We start from the raw sequence: 20,990 nt of genomic DNA on the forward strand, positions 1-20,990 counted from the left end.
CTGGGGGATGGGGGACGGCCCTGTGAGAGAAGCCAGGGGCTGAATGAAGAAGGAACGAAGAGGCGGAAGGGCTGGTCCGGTTCAGTGCGGGTGGCATTGGATGGAATGGGGAACGGTGATTTCTGATACCGGCCGTTTAGCCTAGTTTCCGTAGGGATAAAATAGAAAAATCTGATGGAACCAGCAACATGCGGCCTCAAATCTGATGATTTGAGGCCTTAGTTGCTTCAAACTTTGCCTGGTGAGGCAAAGTTTGTCCATCAGATTTTTCTATTTTATCCCAACGGAAACACGGCACACTTTGAGGCATCAGAAATCACCGCTCCCCATCCCATCCAATGCCACCCGCACTGAACCAGACCAGCCCTCCTGCCTCTTTGTTCCTTCTCCATTCAGCCCCTGACTTCTCTCACAGGGCTATGTGCATCCTCCGGGGGAAACATGCTGCGAAAATCGATGGGTGTGGATAAGTTGGGAGGGTGTGGGGATGGAAGGGGATAATTCTCTGTGAGTGTTATTATACTATTAGAAGTATTGCTGATATTAAAAAGGGAGGTTTACAGGGGAGTATACTGTACCCATAGGTATGGACACATTTTAAAGTTAGTACCTTTATAATGAGCACGGTGAAGTGAAAATGTTAGAGTGTAGTGCAATAGTTAGAAGTAAAAGTGTAAGAAACTTTAGATGTATAAGTATTAATGTGAAATGTTATGGAAATTGAAAAAAGATATAGTAAGTGTATAGTGTATAGTGAAAAGTTTAATTGAGTAAAGTTGATTAAAAGTGTTATTTTGATACAAATAATTTAAAGTATATAATAAGCCAATAACGATCCGATTTTCACCACCTAAGGGATCCCATCTGATTGGATGCACAAAGTTCTGCAGGAGTGGAATAGGGGCTGGTTGGATGCGTCTTTTGAGGGATTACTGGCGCTTTATCAAAAGAGACTCTGACATGTGGACTTTTACCAGGACCACAAGTCCTGGTAAAAAGCGGACCCGCAGCGAGTATGCATCGGCATACTCGTGAGTGTCCGCGGTGTCCAACATGTCAGAGTCTCTTTTGATATAGCGCCAGTTATCCCTCAATTCCGTATCCAATCAGCCCCTATTCCACTCCTGCAGAACGTCCCCTCGCCCACAATTCAGATATCCCCCTCGATATCAAATAGGATGTGGGTTTGTTCTATGAATTCTGCTGGTGCCTCCATCTGTGGTAAATGTTTTGTTTTATCTATTCCGATGATTTCAATGGATGGCAGTTGGTTCTGGTATTGGTTTGCTGTGAGTGCATTTTCTGGATTGGCATTGCCTACGATGATGAATATGCTGTTTGTCAGGCCTTTTAGGCAGTGCAGTACGTTTGCATTTGTATAACGGGATTTCATGCTTGCGTATAAATACTTTGAGCGTGTGTTGCATTTGTGTGAGGATTCGAAAGAGGTCATGATACTTCTTTCATCAATCTTGTTTTGATCATAGTAGTACTGGGTCCTGAAATTGTCCTCTATTGTTCTCTTATTAACAAGCATATTGTAGGCGAATGTACCAATTATAGGCGTGCTTATAAAATGTCGAAGTATTTTTGTGCGTTTTGTTGGTATCTTTGCCAAAGTAACAAGGTTTTGTGGATTAACCAGCATTACTTTGTCAATAATTGTGTTGTCGTTTGCACATGCCATTAAAACAAAGGTACCGGATTCGCCTGTTGCTATCACATCAGTCTTACTGGAGATGATATGTTTGATAAAATCGGTGACCAGTTGCACATATAAATAGTTAGTATATGTTAGATTTGGCTTGTCCGAACGTCCGCATCCGAGCAGGTCAATTGTGTAAACAGTGTTGGTTTGTGCGAGTGTTTCAACAACTTTTTCCCATTCACATGATGAGCTTATCACATTAAGGTCATGAATTAATAAAATTGGAGAACCGCTACCTTGTTTTGTGTAGAAAATCCGGCCGAATCTCCAATCATAATACTTTTCATCTTTATGGTATAATAGGTTATCTATTGTAGAAATGTAATAAACCAGTCTATTGACAACATGCATTATCCCGGCAGCGGTACCTCCAAGAAGAGCACATGTTGTGAGCTTTTTCTTCCAACTCACCAAGTATCACCTCTTTCTGAATTTATATTATCTATTATACTACACTGAGGGGGACATGTAAATTTGTTTAAGTAAATTTGAGGATAAATGTGGGACGCCTGTCTGAAACGGGTCGCCAGCCGGATCCTGTGAAACTTCCGTGTCCATTTCTGGTGGCTGGCCGTTTGCCAAGACTTACTAGATAAAAAGCGCACCGGATTGGAAGGAACCGGCGGCATTCACCCCGCAATTCTGATGAATTGCGCGGCTTAGGCCGCCTTAAAATCTGCTATGGTGAGCAGATTTTATCCTTCCAGTCCGGTACGCTTTTTATCAAGTAAGTCTAAGGCGCTCTCTATGCCTCCAGAAATGGACACGAAAGTTTCACAGGATCCGGCTGGCGACCCGTTTCAGACAGGCTGGGCTCATCAAATCGGAATAAAAAACAATTAATGGGGGATTTTCCGGGAAACGCGGATTGAATTGGATATGATTTGGGGTGATAGAATGGAGAAAGAATGAGATTTTAACATCATGTAAGTCTATTCAGATAGATAGGGATTAATTTGATAAATTTATTTTTAAAATTAATTATTACATATATTTAATTACTTTATAATTAGGTGTTGAATTACCAGATAATTGATAGAACTATAGTTTTAGAAAAAAGACATCAACAGGTAAACGCTTTTTTTCTTCCGATCGAATGAACCTGCCACTCTCCCCTTCAGCATCTCTTCGATTAAAAAAACTCACTTTAGATAATGTTTCACGTGAAACATTGGATTTATAAATTGAAAATACCAAATTATAGTAAATTTATAATTTAAATCTCATAATTATTAAAAAATCTATGTTTCACGTGAAACATTATATAGATATGCAGATGAAAAAGTGCTATAATAGTGAAGTGTTCAATGAAAGGAGTACAAAAATGGGAAGAATTATAGCAATTGCAAACCAAAAGGGCGGCGTGGGTAAAACAACAACAGCTATTAATTTATCATCTTCACTTGCTGGACTTGGAAAGAAGGTATTAGCTTTGGATATGGATCCACAGGGAAATATGACGAGTGGACTCAGTGTAAATAAAAATGAAGTTGAAAACACTGTATATGATTTGATTATTGGTGGCGCCGAAATTGAGGAGTGTATTTGCAGTGAGGTTTTTGAAAATCTTGATGTTCTTCCGTCTAATATAGATTTGTCAGCTGCTGAGATTGAATTGATAGGTGTTGACAATAAGGAATATATTATTAAAAATGAGATTGAGAAGGTTAAGGATGATTATGACTATGTTATTATTGATTGTCCACCTGCATTGAGCATGCTTACCATTAATGCCATGACAACAGCTGATTCTGTACTTGTACCGATTCAGTGTGAATATTATGCGCTGGAAGGTTTAAGTCAGTTGGTACATACGATTGAACTGGTACAGGAGAGACTGAATCCATCACTGGAAATAGAAGGTGTTGTCTTTACGATGTATGATGCCAGAACAAATCTTTCTTTACAAGTAGTCGAGAATGTTAAGGATAATCTGAATCAGAATATATACAAGACTATAATACCGAGAAATATCCGTTTGGCAGAAGCACCCAGCTACGGGATGCCTATTAATTTATACGATCCGAAGTCTGCCGGAGCAGAGAGCTATATGATGTTAGCAGAAGAAGTGATTAATAAAGGAGAGGAATAAGGATGGCAGTGAAAAGAAATGGACTCGGAAAAGGGTTAGATAGTCTGATTCCTGATAAAAGTGAAAAAACTGTAAAAAAGCCTTTGAAGCAGGATAATATTATACAGCCTGAAAAAAAAGAAAAAGTAAATGAATCTGGTGAAATGCTGGTAAAAATAAATCAGGTGGAACCAAACCGGGAGCAGCCGCGAAAGGATTTTGACGAGGATGCTCTTCTTGAGCTTGCAGATTCCATCAAACAGTTTGGAGTATTGCAGCCGCTGGTTGTGCAGAAAAAGAAAGATTATTATGAAATTATAGCAGGTGAGAGAAGATGGCGTGCAGCAAAGCTTGCAGGCCTGAAAGAAATACCCGTGATTATAAAAAGTTATACTGAACAGGAGATTGTTGAAATTTCTCTTATTGAAAATATACAGAGAGAAAATCTGAATCCCATTGAAGAGGCAATGGCATATAAACGATTACTGGAAGAATTTAGTCTGAAACAGGATGAAGTAGCTGAAAGAGTGTCAAAAAGCAGAACTGCAGTTACAAACTCAATGCGACTTTTGAAATTGAGTGAAAGAGTACAGCAGATGATCGTTGATGATATGATTACAACAGGACATGCCAGGGCTCTTCTTGCAATTGATGATGAAGAGCAGCAATATATGCTCGCAAATAAGATTTTTGATGAAAAATTAAGTGTTCGGGAGACAGAAAAACTGGTCAAGGCCCTTAAAAATCCTAAAAAAGAGCAAAAAATTGAAAAGGTTGAGCGTACATTTATCTATGATAATCTGGAAGAAAAGATGAAAAATATCATCGGAACAAAGGTAAATGTGAATCCGAAGTCTAATGGAAAAGGACGAATAGAGATTGAATACTATTCGGAGGATGAACTCGAACGTATATTCGATTTGATTATGTCTATTAGAAACGAATAAAGTCTGATTACATTTAAATGTCTGTTTGAATGGATTAAATTAAATGGGAAAGCAGACAGCTAATGAGTAATTTAACAAGCTTTAAGGGCCGCTTATCATAATCTGGGGAAATGTCAGCATAATAAACAGTGATGGCAATAGATTGGTAAATTTGGCGGTAACAGGGGAAAAGAATATACCCAAAGGGCACACCGTAACACATACCCTTCGGGCGGGTCCGCAGTAAACTGCGGAATAAGGTGTATTCTCTGGTTATACATAATTTAATAAGGAGGAAGTAAGTATGGATAATACTATATTAGGAAATCTGGGACTTGATCCCATGTATTTGATAGTACTGCTGTTTTTGATTCAGATTCTGTTATTTGTCATGCTGATCAGTGTGAATATGAAGTATAACAGACTGAAAACCAGTTATTCTTCGTTTATGAAGGGGAAAGATGGCAAGAATCTAGAGGAGAGCATGCTTACGAGATTTTCAGAACTTGAAGAAATAGCGGAGATAGCCAAAAAAAATCAGCTGGATATACAGGATATTTTCAAAAAAATGAAAAACCATTATCAGAAAATTGGTATAGTAAAATACGATGCCTTTCATGAAATGGGCGGCAATCTGAGCTTTGCACTTACGATGCTGGATGAAAAGGACAATGGTTGGATATTAAATGCAATGCACAGCCGGGAAGGCTGCTATACTTACATTAAAGAAGTTGTAAAGGGGCAGAGCTATATCGAGCTGGCAGAGGAGGAATCTGAATCTCTGGAGAGAGCTATTTTTCAGGAAGCTTATGACTTAAATAAATAATACAAAGGGAACGAGGAGGAAATACCATGTTAGATATTAAATTTGTGAGAAGCAATCCCGATGCAGTAAAACAAAATATTAAAAAGAAATTCCAGGATGATAAACTGCATCTGGTTGACGAGGTTTTAGAGCTGGATCAGAAAAACCGTGACATTAAGCAGGAAGTAGAGGCTTTAAGAGCCGATAAAAATAAGATTTCAAAAGAAATCGGCGCAATGATGGCACAGGGAAAGAAAGAGGAAGCAGCAGTACTTAAACAGAAAGTAGCAGAAAACGCTGATAGAATGGAAGCACTCTCTGCAGAAGAAAAAGAAGTAGAAGAGAACATCAAAAAAATTATGATGATCATTCCGAATATTATTGACTCATCTGTACCGATTGGAAAAGATGACAGTGAGAATGTAGAGGTGGAGAGATACGGGGAACCCGTAGTGCCGGACTTTGAAATTCCTTATCATACGGAAATTATGGAACGGTTTAATGGTATAGATCTGGACAGCGCAAGACGGGTTGCGGGAAACGGATTTTATTATCTTATGGGAGATATTGCACGTCTTCACTCTGCAGTGATTTCCTATGCCAGAGATTTTATGATAAACAGGGGATTTACTTACTGTGTGCCTCCTTATATGATCCGCAGCAATGTTGTTACCGGCGTTATGAGTTTTGCAGAGATGGATGCTATGATGTATAAGATAGAAGGCGAAGATCTCTATCTTATCGGGACAAGCGAGCATTCCATGATAGGAAAATTCATTGATACACAGCTGGCAGAATCAGAGCTGCCTCAGACTCTTACAAGTTATTCACCATGCTTCAGAAAAGAAAAAGGTGCACATGGGATAGAGGAACGCGGTGTATATCGTATTCATCAGTTTGAAAAACAGGAAATGATCGTTGTATGTAAACCAGAAGACAGTATGGAATGGTATGATAAGTTATGGCAGAATACTGTGGATTTATTCCGTTCTCTGGATGTACCGGTGCGTACTCTGGAGTGCTGTTCCGGCGACCTTGCAGACCTGAAAGTGAAATCAGTGGATGTAGAAGCATGGTCTCCGAGACAGGAAAAATATTTTGAGGTAGGAAGCTGCTCAAATCTTGGCGATGCTCAGGCAAGAAGGCTGGGAATACGTGTAAAAGGTGATAAGACAAAATACTTTGCACATACACTGAATAATACGGTAGTTGCTCCGCCAAGAATGCTGATTGCATTCCTGGAGAATAACCTCCAGGCAGATGGCTCCGTTAAAATACCGGAGGCTCTTCGTCCGTATATGGGCGGTAATGCAGTGATGACTCCGAAGAATTAAGGGAATCATGAATATATATTAGAAAATAGTATTAATATAATATAGATTACTGTTCACACCCTGCGGATGCGCACAGTAACTAATATAGTACTATAATTTGGAGAATATTATGCATCAATATCTGAAAGCAATTGGATTTAACAACCTGCAGACAAAGAAAGAACTAAAAGAACTATTGGACCAGGTAGAAAATACTTTTACACACCAGACAATCGTATCCTATCAGAATTGGGCAGATTACTGTGAATTTCAGAAGGAATATGGACAGAATGTGGGGATAACTTTGTGTGGTGAACTGGACGAATTCGAAAATTTTGATGCAGATTATTATTTTCCGTACTTTGAAGGAAGCGGTGTGACCACATACGCGGATGTTATTGTAGAGAAAAGAATAGAAAAAGAAGAGTACGTTGGGATATGTGAGGATCCAAAGGTCGGAATCAGCCTTATTTTTCATCTGCAGAATGGAATTGAATATATGAGGGAGCGACAGCTTGGCTTTGCAACAGAGCTGTCGACCTCTGTTACATTTTCAGGACTGGCGCTTTCCGGGAAAATTTTGTTTCCTGTAAAAAAGAGTGAAAATCAGGTGAAGAATGAAAAAGAAGCGTCTGACAACCGAAAGCTGTTGCTCAATGCAGCAAGAAGCGGAGACCAGACGGCCATAGAAACACTGACACTGGATGACATAGATACATATTCTAAAGTATCCCGCAGGCTGATTAATGAAGATATATTTACAATAGTAGATACATACTTTATGCCATACGGTGTGGAATGTGATCTGTACTCTATAATGGGAGAAATACTGGCAGTCAGGAAAAGAGAAAACACTCTGACGAAAGAGCCGTTGTATCAGATGAAGCTGGATGTAAATGAGCTGCAATTCGATGTATGTGTGCCGGCAAAAGAAGTAATGGGAGAGCCTGAGATGGGCAGAAGATTTAAAGGAACAATCTGGCTGCAGGGATATATTAATTTCTGATAGAATATCCGCTTTCATCTAAGATAGCAGGCAGAAAATTATAAAAATGTTTGCAAAAAAAGTTGAGAATTTCCCGGATTCATGTTATATTATTAATTGTGTTTGAGACAACAACTAAAATTAAATATAGATTTTTTAATGTTTCTGTAGCTCAGCAGGATAGAGCGTCCGCCTCCTAAGCGGAAGGCCAGCGGTTCGAATCCGCTCAGGAACGCCACAAACAACGCCGAAAACCCTGTAATATCAAGGTTTTCGGCTTTTTTTATATCTAAAGTAAAATCGAACTTTTAACAAATCCTTTTGTATAATGCTACGATAAACGATCTGTATAAAAACAAAGCTTCTCAGGAGCCGCCACATCGCCAGCCAGTGGGACAGAGCCCTTATCTAAAACAGAAAAGGTTTCTACAAGCTCGCTGCTGGGATTTACAGAGTGCTTTATCTACAGGGGATGAAGTTCCACGTCACGTTCAATTACCATATTGATCTCGTTGCTGCTCATGTCCCGTTAATACCAGAAAGAGTAGGTCATCTATCATAAAAAGGTAGATGGCCTTTTAATTTTGTCCAATTTCAGGATGAAAAAGAGAAAAAATGGAAGGCAAATCCACCTTAAAACATAGCGCTTATGGAATGTAGGCCTGGTGTAAGCCTTGCATTGATATAATGATGCATTATAGAATTTTATAATTTTAAGGATAAGAATAGAGTATATCCATAGGGCACCCCGTAACACATGATCTTTGGGGATAGGATAAGGGAAGGAGAAAATTATGAGAGGAAGAATTAGGAGGAAGAGATGGATTGCTCTGGTGATGGCAGTCCTGATAGGAGTGACATCATTTTCCGAAACGGCACTGGCAGCGTTTGGGAGTCAGGCTGATGAGGCGGCGGGAAGGGAAACCTTGAAGAACCTGCAGGATGAGCAGAGTGTGGGTGCACTTGAGGCCATGAATCTTTTAAAACAACTGGGGCTGATAGACGAAAAAGGTCGTCCGGTGACCGCAGATATCGTGATGGATCAGAAAAGTTATACTCTGGAAGAGATGAAAGCATATATGGAAAGCCAGGGAGAACGTCTTGATACGACGAAGAAATTGACTGTGGATGGGACAACATTTACGATTGGAGATTTGCAGACGATGCTTCAGATAGAGGAAGAACTGCAAGTCTTTCAAGAAACATATTTTCCGGAGGACGGAACAACGGATTACACTCCAGAGATTGAGGCGAGTCTCTCGTCGCTTTTTATGCAGTTGAATGAAGGTAAGCTGAGCATACGACAGCAGGATGATGGGGAAGCCATAGCGATTGATCGGAATTTGCAGGTGCATGTTTCGGGGAGTTCGGTGGCGCGAGGCACAAAAGCGTCAGTTAAGATATCCATTGACAAACCAGTCACTTATCCGGTGTATGTAGAGTATTGTACATTATCCGGAACGGCGATGAAGGATGTGGATTATGTAGAAAAATCCGGTACCATTAAGATTGAGGCAGGACAGACCTCTGGTGAGGCTTGGATTGAGACAAAAGATAGTGTGAAAGAGAATGATATTGATACATGGTGGAATGGGGATCGTAAATTTTATGTGGAGCTGAGAAACTTGCGCGGAGCACATTTTTCCGGCAATAAAACACTAGAATATGTACCTATGGGAGTCCAGGGAAATTTGGGGTCACTCAATTATACAGTAAGTCATAACCAGGTGGGATATCAGGAACCAACCGGCGGTTCGCATGGTTCCTATTACAGCTACAGCATTGATGTATCAAAAGAATTGTTAGCGGTCAGTCAGGCAATAGACTTAAAGATGCATTCTTTTTGGAGTGGTGGTTCCAATGGGTATGAGGCCGGTTTTGGTACTGTAAACGGTGACAGCATAAATGTGACATCGTCGGGATATGTGTTTTCACCGGATTACACAATCTCTGGGGATAATCTGTGGAATGCATTTTGTAATGATTATAATCAGATTAGCAATGCTGGATTGAAGATATCAGAGAATCCAGACGGAATATATGCGGTTACAGTTGAGCCAAGTTCCTATGAGAGCTCATGGTATGCATCTATGAAGCCTGTATATGATAATTTTGAAACCTGCTATAAAGATACGAAGATTCCTTATATAGTAAAGTTTAATGAATATGACTCACCTGCAATGGTGAAAACTTCCGGATCGGGTCTGGATATCGGAATGTTTTATGGGAATGACGGAGAGAGGTATGGGGATACATTCTCATTTTTACTGAGCAGGGAAGATGTGAAAGCATTGGAAGGAGAGTATGATAGAGGGGAACGGCTGCCCGTTACCGGGAATACGGAAACAATTGGGGGAACACCAGCCGGAGATCTGAACATCCAGGTGCAGAATCTTGATCTATTGGAATTCTGTGGTTACGAAATGTCAGATGAGAATCCATGGACTGAAAAGGATGCGATTACGGGGATTACCGTGGACAAGCCTTCAGAAAGTGCTTATGACCCTTCAAAAGGGGAATTAAGTGTAAAAGTAACGGTGAATTATGACAGATCCAATCATCATGATGATTGGATCTGGGATGACTATAATAATGATTTTAACAAGGATGGAAAAGCATCTATTGATCGTCTGAAGGTAAGCCTGGACGGCGGTAAGACAATATATAGTCTGCAGCCACCGATGGACGAGAAGGGGGATCCGATTGTAAATGGAATGTTGACGGCGGATGTTCCTCTGCCATATAATGCGTCCGGCGAGATAAAAGAATATCAGGCAGAGCTGTTTTTCATGCCGAAGAGTCAGGTGACAGGAGTTAAATCAGATTACAGTTGTCTTCTGGATGACAAGCATCATACAAAATTCCAGGTTGCTCCAGTGACACTTGTTACGCAGGAGGATATGACAATTGCAGGGATACCTGAAGCAGGGAAAATCTATATGGTCAAGGAAGACGCGGATGTGTTATCCTGCGTACTGAATCCAGATAAAACATATACATTTCCTCAGATTGAGTGGTTCAGCAGTAATGAGAACGTTGCAAAGATCGATCGAATGACAGGCGTTATTCAGCCCGTGTCAGAAGGAACTGTCAGATTTACAGCTACAGCGTATAACCGGAAGCTGACTCAGCTGGTTTCTGTGTCTACGGAAGAGTTGGAAGTGCTGAATGAAGGGCCGCCGGCCATCACAATTCCGAAGGGAATGAACCGTGTCAGTGTGAGCCGAAATAATGGCGTGAAACTGCGTTGGCTTACAAATATGAATGTTGTAATTGAGGAAGGTCAGACACCGGAAAAAGAGCTGCAGAAGTATGCAGTGGATATTTATGAAGGAGATTACACGGACAAAGAAAAAAAACTTCCGGAAAAAGGCGAGGGAGTTCCGGTTAAGTCTTATGAGATAGAGAATGGCAACGAGGTAATGGTTGAAGAGAATGTACTAAGTTTAGTCTCGGAAAATGAAATACCCGCATATACATTTGTAGTTACGGCGAAAAATCCTGATAAAGAAGAAATGCTGGAAGCCAGGGGAGGAATTATCGTGCTGCCGAAACCAGCTTCCGTTCGGCTGTTGGAACCTAACCGGCAATATGTGACGGATGCGACGAAATCCTTCCAGACAGAATGGGTAATGGCCGATACGAGGGAAGGATATCAATTTGAGTTTTCTGTCAAAAAGAATGGAGAGCTGATTGAAAATGTGGGTTTGGAAGGAAATAGTGCTGTATTTCCTTTAGATAAAGTAGCGGAAGCGGATTTGAAGGATGTGTACACTGTCACCGCAAAGGTGCGCAATACAGAGAATGATGTATGGTCTGCAGACTCCTATCTGGTACAGGTATATCGTGAGGGCGCATTTGGTTTTGATGTGGACGATGAGAAGATTGCGGATGGTGGGAAAGTTACGCTGGACAACAGTCAGTCTATCGAAGCTCTGAAAAATTATAATGGATCATGGACGGAAAAGGACAGCGAAAAGATTGTGGAGATGAAGCGTAAGCTTCCGTTATCTAAGCGTGTGAATATTTCTGCCGATGAACCCTGGAATATGGCGGCAGACCGCTTTAAATGGAATAGCAGTGACGAGGGGGTTATAGGGGTATATCGGATTGATGCTGACGGATATTCAAATATCAGTCAACTTGGTACATCCTACCATGCGCCGGACAGTCAGTTTCTGATGAGCGGTCGTACGGAGGGAATCAGTAAAATCAGTGCCGTGCATAGCAGAACCGGAAAAGAGATTTCTCTGACTGCGGATGTGAAGACATTGAAAGACAAGCTGTATCTGTTCCAATTCACACCATATGTGAAGACAACTGTGACTTATACGGCCAAAGACGGCAGTGAAGTTACAATAGATTCCAATGACGAAGGAACACTTGCAATTTATGATCCGGACGGAATACAGTCTGATCTGCAGCTTCGCTCGGGCGAAGGAAAAGACCTCTGCCTTGGAACAATCTATAAAGAAAGCCTGATATCCTCTGAGGGAGATCAGGGTAAAAATGAATTGTATCCGGTGAATTATTTTACTTTGCGGGAAGTGGCAAGGATCAAATTGTATATCAAGAACAGGAACGGAAATCCTTACCTGGGGAACGGAACATACACAGGAGGCCTTTATAAAAACGGCGTCTATTGTCCAGATACACAAAAGGGAATGAGTGGGGAGCGGATTTCCTTTAAGACAGGAAAGGATGGATTGTTGGAAATGGAGTTTGACCCTACTCGTTTTTACAGTGAGGGGGAAGACCCGGGAACGCTTTTAAAACCTGAGGATAATCTTCAGTTTATCTTTGACATCAGAACGAATGAGGATACATATTATCCTACCCTTGTGACAGTCAATGGCAATACTTCGAAGGAGGCTTCTGCCAAGTTTGGGGATGGGGTTGTAAATCAGCGTGTAAATGTGAGCGGCAGGAAAAAACCTTATATCGCTTCACAGATGGTGGATTATAAACTAGGCAGTGACAGAATGATTGATGTTACAGACAAAAAAGATAACATCGGATGTTCTGATCAATTTCCGGAGATTGAATTGATAAGTGATATTGTCTGTTGGGGAATGGAAGGAAATCAAGTATATAAGTCAGAACTTCGGGACAGAAATTTGAAGAAGGCTTCTGCACAGTCTTATCAGTTCATCCAATATCCGTTTACCGATCTGGCGATTTCGCGTAACTATACCGTGATTAATGAGGCGGAAGGAATCTCAAAAGGCAAAAGCAGAAAGTATGAGGCTGCGCTCTATCAGGGACAGACGCTGGTCAATACAATAGATATCCCGTTTGCAGTGGCGAATATGATCGGAGTACCTAACATACAAGATCAGCAAAACTTCAAGCCGATTACGATTGATATGGAACTGAATCAGGGAGTTGTCGATGAAAGTGTATCGGCGAAGGGTGATATTATGGAGAAGGGGCTGGATAAGTTTGAGACGGGTCTGAAGACACCATTTTTCCGTCTGACTATTACACCGACCTCTGATCCCACGATTTTCCGGGCATTTGCTGCCTACGATATAGACTTTTTAAATATGGATTCCAATGTGGTCATGAATCCGGATATAGAAAGCTCGCTGGGAGCAAATCCTTCGGCATTTATTGCGGCTGTTACGGGAAAAGGCAATTCAATGTCGGAGAAGTTTGACAATAAGATCAACAGTGTGATGAATAAGCCGGGAGATACCGATTATGGCGCCCGGGCTGCAGGCTACATGGCGGGAAATATTGTTTTTAACTGGGAAAATTTGCAGGATCCGTCCAAGGGAGTGTGGGATTTTGTAATCACGGATTCCGGTTTAACATTGGGAGGCAAACTAGGCTATCATTGGACCTTTAATGCTTATGGATTTACAACAGAATTTGCTCTGGGTGCAGCTGCAGAAGTGGATTTGAAGGCGATTGCAAGTTATGCAGAGGATGTGGATGCCTATGGAAGTGACTTGCTGACAACACTTCGTGCAAGCGGATATATCCGGGCATTTGCAGGATTTGGATTTGATGTCGCGATAGTAGCGCTGAAAGTGGGGCTTTTTGGGCAAGTCAATCTGGATCATTATACGCAGTTTCTGAACCGGGAGTACCGGGGCGCGGGAAATGACGATAAGTTGATACGCCATGCTACGAAGCTGACAGGAACAGCAGGAGTTGAATTTATCTTTAAACTCTTTTTCATTTCGTATCGGAAAGTACTGGCTTCCGTATCGGGAGAGGTGACCTCACGGCTGGGAGATACGGATAAGATCGGAGAATGGTTGGAGAGTACATACCTTCCGGATTGGGGAGGCAATCCAGACCCGTTTTCGTTAAGCGCACAATCGTTGAGTACAAATTTGCAGGAAGTCTACAGTGAGAGTGGACTAGAGAGCAGAAGTTATCTGAATGAAAGAAGCATGCTGAGTGGCCGGAATTCAACTGCCGACGGAAATGAAGTGTTGCTGGAGAACACCTACCCATACCGTTATCCGGAAATCACAAGGGACGGACAGTTGTTAGTTTCTTTGAGTGACCAGGGAAGTGAAGAAGTAAATGATACCAAGGTGACATGGAGTTCAGTACAAGATGCTGTAAACGGCGGAACTGTGATGCCGGAGCCTTCCGGATGGGAAGAAGCCCAGAATGGGGCAGAAGCAAATGTATCTCTGGATGGGACATCTTCATTTGCTGTTGCTGCGTGGGAAAAGGTGAATGATACGGTTTCTCAACAGGATGGAGCAGATGAAAATACGATGATGCAGCGGATGATGCAGGGATCAGAGGTAATTGCGGGAATCTACAATGGTAAGGAATGGAAGACCACACGCCTGACTGATAATCTGTCTGCAGATCTTGCCCCCAGTGCAGCTTCAGATGGCACAGGAAAAGGTGTTGTTGTATGGCGGAATGTAGCAGGATCCGATCCGGAAGAACCGTTGAATTTCGACGTAGCAGACGAGTTGTGGTATAGCAGTTACCAGGGCGGTGAAGAAGATGCATGGCGTTCACCGAAACTGATTCACCGAGAGACGAATGGTAACATCACCTCGCTGGAAACTGCTATGGACAGTGAAGGAAATACAGGAATTGTCTACAGTGTAAGCCGTAAAGATTCAAATAATTCGGTTTATGATCAGTGCAATGATGTGTTTTTCCAATTTGTGAATAAGGACGGGGAGGCAAGCGACCCGGTACGTCTTACAATCGGAGAGGGGACCAACGAAAATGCAAAGATAACAGTGGTAAACTACAACGGTCAGGAACGATTCATCACGGCATGGTACCAGAATCGTTATGATGAAGAATTGGGTTCTACACTGGGAGATGTATGTTTCCGTTTGTTAGATACAGAGGGGGTGCAGGATCAGAATTTCCCAGACAGTCTGGGAGAGATGAATCAGACTGTGAAAGTGGCAATTGGAAACAAATTTGAATTTGTGGAAAGTCTGGATAGAGATTTGTCAGACTTGGCTGTGGCATGGAGCACGACCAGCATGGCAGAGGAAGGAAACGAGCAGTCACAACGAGATCTGCTGTATGTATCCAAGTTTCTTACCAAAGATGCTGCTGTTTCTATGACACCTGGAGCCTGTGTCGCAGATTCTGGAGAAAATTGTAAAATAGATGACTTCGCAGTATGGAGTCAAGGAAATGAGATGAATTCGATTTATCTTGGGTCTTATTACAGCCCGGATACCGCGCAGATTGAGACAATCTATGAAGGACAGTATATTTATACGGTTCCAAATCAAGCGTTCTTAGGACAGAGCGGCAAAAAACTGGAAAATCAGATAGAAGTGACGCAGGTGTCTTACGATACGGCTGCATTAAAGTTTGGGGCGCGTCTCCCGGTTGATTTCTATTTGCTGAACCAGGGAATCGAAGATATTAGCAGTGTGAAGGTGATCTCACAGGATGGAATTGTTTTGGCGGAGGAAGACACTGTTATCCCTCCGGGAGCATCTTATGTGATTCATGGGGAATATCAGCTTCCGGAAAAAGACAGTTCTGGAATTGATTCTCTGCCAGATATCGAATATAAGCTTCAATCGTTCTATGGAAAACAGGAGATATCCTACGAAGGGAAGTTAATACTTTCTACACCGGATGCAGGGTTATCTGATGACGATGTAAAACTGTTGAAAGAGGAACAAAAGAATCGTGTGTTCCGGCTGAAATGTTACAATACCAGCCCAAACAGTTTGCTGGATCAGAATTACAAAGTCTCAGTGGAATTTACGAAGGAAGGCGGAGTTCCGGCCGATGTGAAGCTGATAGATGCAGAGGCTGCCCGTGAACCTTTGGGAACAGGTGTATATTACCTCACGGAAGACCAGATTGGTCTTTTGGATGAGAATGCACTTGCTATGGACTTCAGTTATCAGTTGGAGGAAAACGATGTATTGCCGATGAATCTGTATGCGCGTATTTGCGTCAGAGATCCAAAGACAGGCGGGCTGGTGGTTGATTTTGATGTACTCAACGATTCCAAGTTGATTACATTCCAGGATCCTGTAGCGCGCAATAATGGAGAACCAATTCTGGCGACAGCTCAAATGGAGGTACAGGACAAAAAGAGCACGGCTATCGTGAACGTGAAGAATCTATCTTGTGACTTGATTGGAAATATTAATGTAAAGGCGAATTTATATAACGAGAAGGGAAAACTTCTGGAAAGCCATTATCTGGCGGTATCCCAGGAGGAATTGATTCAGCTTGAGGCTGAGATGGAAGTACAAAAGAAGATAGAATTCTCACAGGCAGGTACGAACCTGAAAGTCACAGCATTTACTCAGGAGTTTAATGAGGCAAGTACCAGACTGACCGGATTAGAAATAGACCAGGTTACATTGGAACAAGTATTTTCCGGTGAGGTTCAAGAGTATCAGGCAACGAGTAAGAACTTGCAGAAGACAACGGTTTCGGCATCTCCGGAAAGTATGACAGCCCAAGTGCTGATTAATGGTCAGGCGGCAGAAGGTGGAACGATGGATATTGATCTGCAGCCGGGCCAGAACATCATAGAGATTGAGGTTATACCTGCTCAGGAAGGTATGGAGTCCGGAACATATCGAGTAGTATTGGATAATAAAATGACGGTTGTTCAGGGACTTACTTTGAATGAGAAAAATCTTGCAGATAAAGATAGCTGGAAGAATAAGAATCTGATTTATCAGCTGTCCCTGTCGGAAGGTGTGGATGAAAGCCAGTTTGTCGCTTTTGATTACAGTGTTGACAGTGGTATCAACTGGAGCGGCAGGCAGGATTGGATTCAAAGTGAAGACAACACATTTACGATTGTAAAAGATGGAATATATGAGAACGGAATCATAGCACGAGCATACAAGCAGGATGGCAGTTATCTGGAATCTGGGATGATGTCGGCAAAATTAGATTCCAGTTTACCTGTGATTTCTGATGTGACTTATGAAAAACTAGATGAAGAGCTGATGATATTTGACGATAGTATCAGGGAAGGTAATTGGAACGGACAGCTGCGAGTCAAGATTGATGCCGAAGATAACTTGAGTGGTTTGGGAGATCTGAAGGCAGTTCAGGAGAACGGCGATCAAAAAGCGTACGAAGTGACAAAAGAAGAAGATGGATGTTATTCCTTTGTGATCAGTGAAGTTTATAGAGGAAATATTCAGCTTACTTTAGAGGATCAGGCAGGAAATGAGACTTCACAGTCGATACGAGTGAATGTGGACAATAAGGTGCCAGTTGGAAAATTGTTTGAAACATCGTTGAGCAAGACTGGATTTACCGCTGAACCTGTGGAAGTAATGATTCAGGTAATACACCAGGATATGGATAAAGACACGCTGGAATATGCTGTGGGCGAAGAGAAGGTTTGGAAAAAATATGAAGATCCTATAAAAGTTGATGAGAATACAATCATCTACTATAGAGCAAAGGATACATCTGGTAATATGTCTGAAATCCAGTCCGTTCAGGTTGTAAATATCGACAAAGAAAAGCCTTCTGTGAAGCTGGAAACAGAGCAGAGCCTGAAGGAGTGGAATGCCGGGGATGTGATGGTGACGCTTGTCAATGACAGTAAGACCCTGGGAAGTACGCAGTTCTATTACAGAGAGTCTGGGAAGAACACGAAAAAGTGGGAGCGTGTACAGGATGAAGTTATTACCTTTACTAAGGAAGGTGAACATGAGATAGAGGTTTACGCTGTTACGGAAGCTGGAATAAAGAGTGAGACAGTGGCATTTACCGTGCGTATTGATAAGAGCAGTCCAGAAGGCAGTTTGAAGGTTGGCAGATGGGATCGTTGGGAGAAGCTCACGAAAAAATCAGAAAAAAACCTGGAATTCTATAATCAGCCAGAGATTGAAATCAAGACGGAAGATAAGTTGTCTGGGATACGGGAAATTTCGTATGCAGTAAGTACGGTGCGTTTTTCACAGGAAGAGGATATTGCAGAAGGTCCGGATCTCCGGTGGAAGGTTTACAGCAAAGGCACCAAACTGAAACTTCCAGAGAAGAAGACTGTGGTTGTTTATGCAAAACTGATTGACCGGGCAGGAAATATTACTTATATTTCTACGGATGACATTTTGTACAAAACACCTGAAAAACTAACTGAAATCATAAAAGGTGCCGCAACTGGAGATTATGCACCTGTGATATGTATGTTGCTGCTGTTGGTACTGTCTGGTGTGGTAAGTACAGTGTTGTATTATAAAAAACGCAAAAGTAATAAGACGAGATAGAGAATAGAATGAAATAATTTATAAACTGTGTTTGCTGAGACAGGACACTGGAGCGGGGAAGTATAGAGGTTTCCCACCCAGTGTCCTGAATTTTATTCTTTTATAGTATTTGCGGAGATATAGGAGGGGAAAAGGGTTAATTTTTACACAAAAATGCGTTATACTTATGTATAACAGAGATGGGGGCAGATATGAGAATAGTAAATGTGACGATGGATTTGTACGGCAGTGTGATATGTTTGATTATCTTTATCTATTTGCTGACCGGAGGCAGATGGGGGCAGCGGATAAATCAGTCCTTTGCCATTGTATGTTTGGGAAATATTTTTATGCAGATTGGAGATATGACCAACTGGCTTTGCGAAGGGTATCGCAATCCCTGGAATCCTGTTCTGCTTCAGGTGGGGACTTTTTTGTATTATCTTAGTGCAGTGCCTATGTTGTTGTTCTTTACTGTTTACATGATTGAATATTTGAAATTTAAAGTAAAGGTTTCCAGTAGATTTTTGTGGATTGTTTTTGGGTTTGGGGCAGTAGATATTCTGTGTGTAGTACTTTCGCCGTTTTTGAATATCTTTTACCAGATCGGAGAGGGGAATATCTATCAACGGGGAGATGCTTTCTGGCTTTCTCAGGTCATTCCGTTTATTATTTATAGTGTAGATATGTGGATTATTTTTTGTTACCGAAAGTATATGAGTGTAAAGGAATTGCTGTTACTTTCTAGTTACATCATTTTTCCTGGAATCGCAGAAGTGATTCAAATACAGTTTTATGGAATTGCACTTTTGAATACGGGGATTACAGTGTCACTCCTTCTGATTTTTGTGAATCTGCAGTCAGAGCGAGAACTGGTGATGCGTCGGCAGCAGGTGGAGCTGTCAGAAGCTAGAATTGATATTATGTTGTGCCAGATTAACCCACACTTTCTTTATAACACATTGACAACAATTCGACATTTGTGCAGTGTAGATCCAGTACAGGCAAAAAAAGCAATATTGGATTTTTCTCAGTTTTTACGGGCTAATATGAAATTTCTAACAAGCAAGGCATTGATTTCGTTTGAACAAGAACTGATTCATGTGAAAAATTATCTTAATTTGGAACAGCAAAGATTTGGTGAACGGTTGAAGGTAAGATATAAGATTGAGGTGACGGATTTTGTGATGCCACCTTTATGTCTTCAGCCGCTTGTGGAAAATGCGGTGAGACACGGCATCACAAAGCGTGAAGAAGGAGGGACGGTGACGATTACAAGTGAGGAAAACGAGAAGGAATACCATATTACGGTGATGGATGATGGGGGGGGATTTTCGCCGGAACACAGTTGTGCAGATGGTAGAGAACATGTGGGTATTTCAAATGTGAGAAAACGGCTGAAAGAACTCAGCCATGGAGAAGTTAAGATAGAGAGTTGCAGTGGGAGGGGAACTCGTGTGACGATTGTGATTCCGAAGGAGGAAAGATAGCATGAAATTTTTGCTTGTTGATGATGAGCCGTTGGCGCTCGCGGATTTGAATGAAATACTGGAGGAAACGGTGCCAGGACATGAAACAGCTGGTTTTACATCAATAGGGAAGGCGTTGGAGTATATGAAAGAAAATCAGGTGGATGTGGCATTTCTAGATATTGAAATGGTCGGCATGAATGGGATCGAGTTGGCCAGGACGATGAAAGATTTGCAGCCGGATATAAATATAATATTTGTCACGGCCCATCCGCAATATGCGGTAGATGCATATGCAATTCATGCTACCGGTTACTTGCTCAAGCCGGTCGTACCGGAATATATTTTGCGGGAACTGACATTTATCTATGGTGATAAAATGGAAGAAAAAAACATATATGTGCAGACGTTTGGCGGTTTTTGTGTATACTTGAAGGGGGAACCCTTGGTGTTTAGCAGATCAAAATCCAGAGAATTATTTGCTTTACTTGTAGAACGGCAGGGTGCCCCTGTCACCACCAGAGAGGCTTGTGCTATATTATGGGAAGATGCACCGTACGACACGGCGCAGAAAAACTATTTTCATTTAATTCTGCACGATCTCCGGACGACACTCTCTAAAGCTGGGATAGAGGATGTTCTGATGAAAAAGAGAAATGCTCTGGCTATTAATCCCTCTCGGTTGGAGTGTGATAGTTATCGTTTCATGGAGGGAAATCCACAGGCAATACAGAAATACAGGAGGAACTATATGCCTGAATATAGCTGGGCAGAATTCCATGCTGCAGCGTTGGAAAATAAATTAATTAAGGATGTAAAGCTGTCTCTTAATGGATATAAAAAGACCTTTAGCAAACCATTTTGAAATACATCCTATTCCTGGTCGGAGATTTCCACATAATGGTTCCAAAGACTGTTAATATTTTCCCTTTCACAGATGACAATTGTGGATAACTTTTTTGATTTCATATAAAAGTCTGGAAGTTCCATCATGCCGCTGATGGACGGATATAAAACTG

9 protein-coding genes and 1 tRNA gene are annotated in these 20,990 nt (G+C 41.6%); 9 read left to right on the forward strand and 1 reads right to left on the reverse strand.

The genetic code is table 11. From position 1 onward, the window contains the following. Positions 1–1,150: 1,150 nt before the first annotated feature. Positions 1,151–2,119, reverse strand: coding sequence for an alpha/beta fold hydrolase (locus HMPREF0240_RS22730; RefSeq protein WP_009005735.1), 969 nt, complete (start codon positions 2,117–2,119; stop codon positions 1,151–1,153). A 913-nt stretch (positions 2,120–3,032) separates the two neighbouring features. Between HMPREF0240_RS22730 and HMPREF0240_RS22735 the strand changes: the two genes are divergently transcribed. From HMPREF0240_RS22735 to HMPREF0240_RS22775, 9 genes are all read left to right on the forward strand, one after another. Continuing rightward, positions 3,033–3,800, forward strand: coding sequence for an AAA family ATPase (locus tag HMPREF0240_RS22735; protein ID WP_009005736.1), 768 nt, complete (start codon positions 3,033–3,035; stop codon positions 3,798–3,800). A gap of 2 nt (positions 3,801–3,802) precedes the next feature. Next, positions 3,803–4,726, forward strand: coding sequence for a ParB/RepB/Spo0J family partition protein (locus HMPREF0240_RS22740; RefSeq protein ID WP_009005737.1), 924 nt, complete (start codon positions 3,803–3,805; stop codon positions 4,724–4,726). 283 nt (positions 4,727–5,009) lie between these two features. Then, entirely contained in the window at positions 5,010–5,531 is a 522-nt protein-coding gene (locus HMPREF0240_RS22745) for a DUF4446 family protein (RefSeq protein WP_009005738.1), read from the forward strand. A gap of 26 nt (positions 5,532–5,557) precedes the next feature. Continuing rightward, positions 5,558–6,844 (forward strand): serine--tRNA ligase, encoded by a 1,287-nt coding sequence (serS, locus tag HMPREF0240_RS22750; RefSeq protein ID WP_009005739.1) that lies wholly within the window; start codon positions 5,558–5,560, stop codon positions 6,842–6,844. A 109-nt stretch (positions 6,845–6,953) separates the two neighbouring features. After that, complete coding sequence (locus HMPREF0240_RS22755) at positions 6,954–7,829, forward strand: DUF3881 family protein (RefSeq protein WP_009005740.1); 876 nt, start codon at positions 6,954–6,956, stop codon at positions 7,827–7,829. A gap of 140 nt (positions 7,830–7,969) precedes the next feature. Continuing rightward, positions 7,970–8,046, forward strand: a tRNA-Arg gene (locus tag HMPREF0240_RS22760). Positions 8,047–8,602: 556 nt separating this feature from the next. Continuing rightward, positions 8,603–18,523, forward strand: coding sequence for a cadherin-like beta sandwich domain-containing protein (locus HMPREF0240_RS22765; RefSeq protein WP_009005741.1), 9,921 nt, complete (start codon positions 8,603–8,605; stop codon positions 18,521–18,523). Between the two features lie 191 nt (positions 18,524–18,714). Next, on the forward strand, positions 18,715–19,992 hold the full coding sequence (locus tag HMPREF0240_RS22770; protein WP_242833372.1) for a histidine kinase: 1,278 nt from the start codon (positions 18,715–18,717) through the stop codon (positions 19,990–19,992). Position 19,993: 1 nt separating this feature from the next. Further along, a complete protein-coding gene (locus HMPREF0240_RS22775) occupies positions 19,994–20,836 on the forward strand; it encodes a response regulator (protein ID WP_009005743.1) in 843 nt (280 codons plus the stop codon). Positions 20,837–20,990 lie beyond the last annotated feature (154 nt).

It is taken from the genome of Clostridium sp. D5 (assembly GCF_000190355.1).
Taxonomy (GTDB): domain Bacteria; phylum Bacillota; class Clostridia; order Lachnospirales; family Lachnospiraceae; genus Faecalicatena; species Faecalicatena fissicatena_A.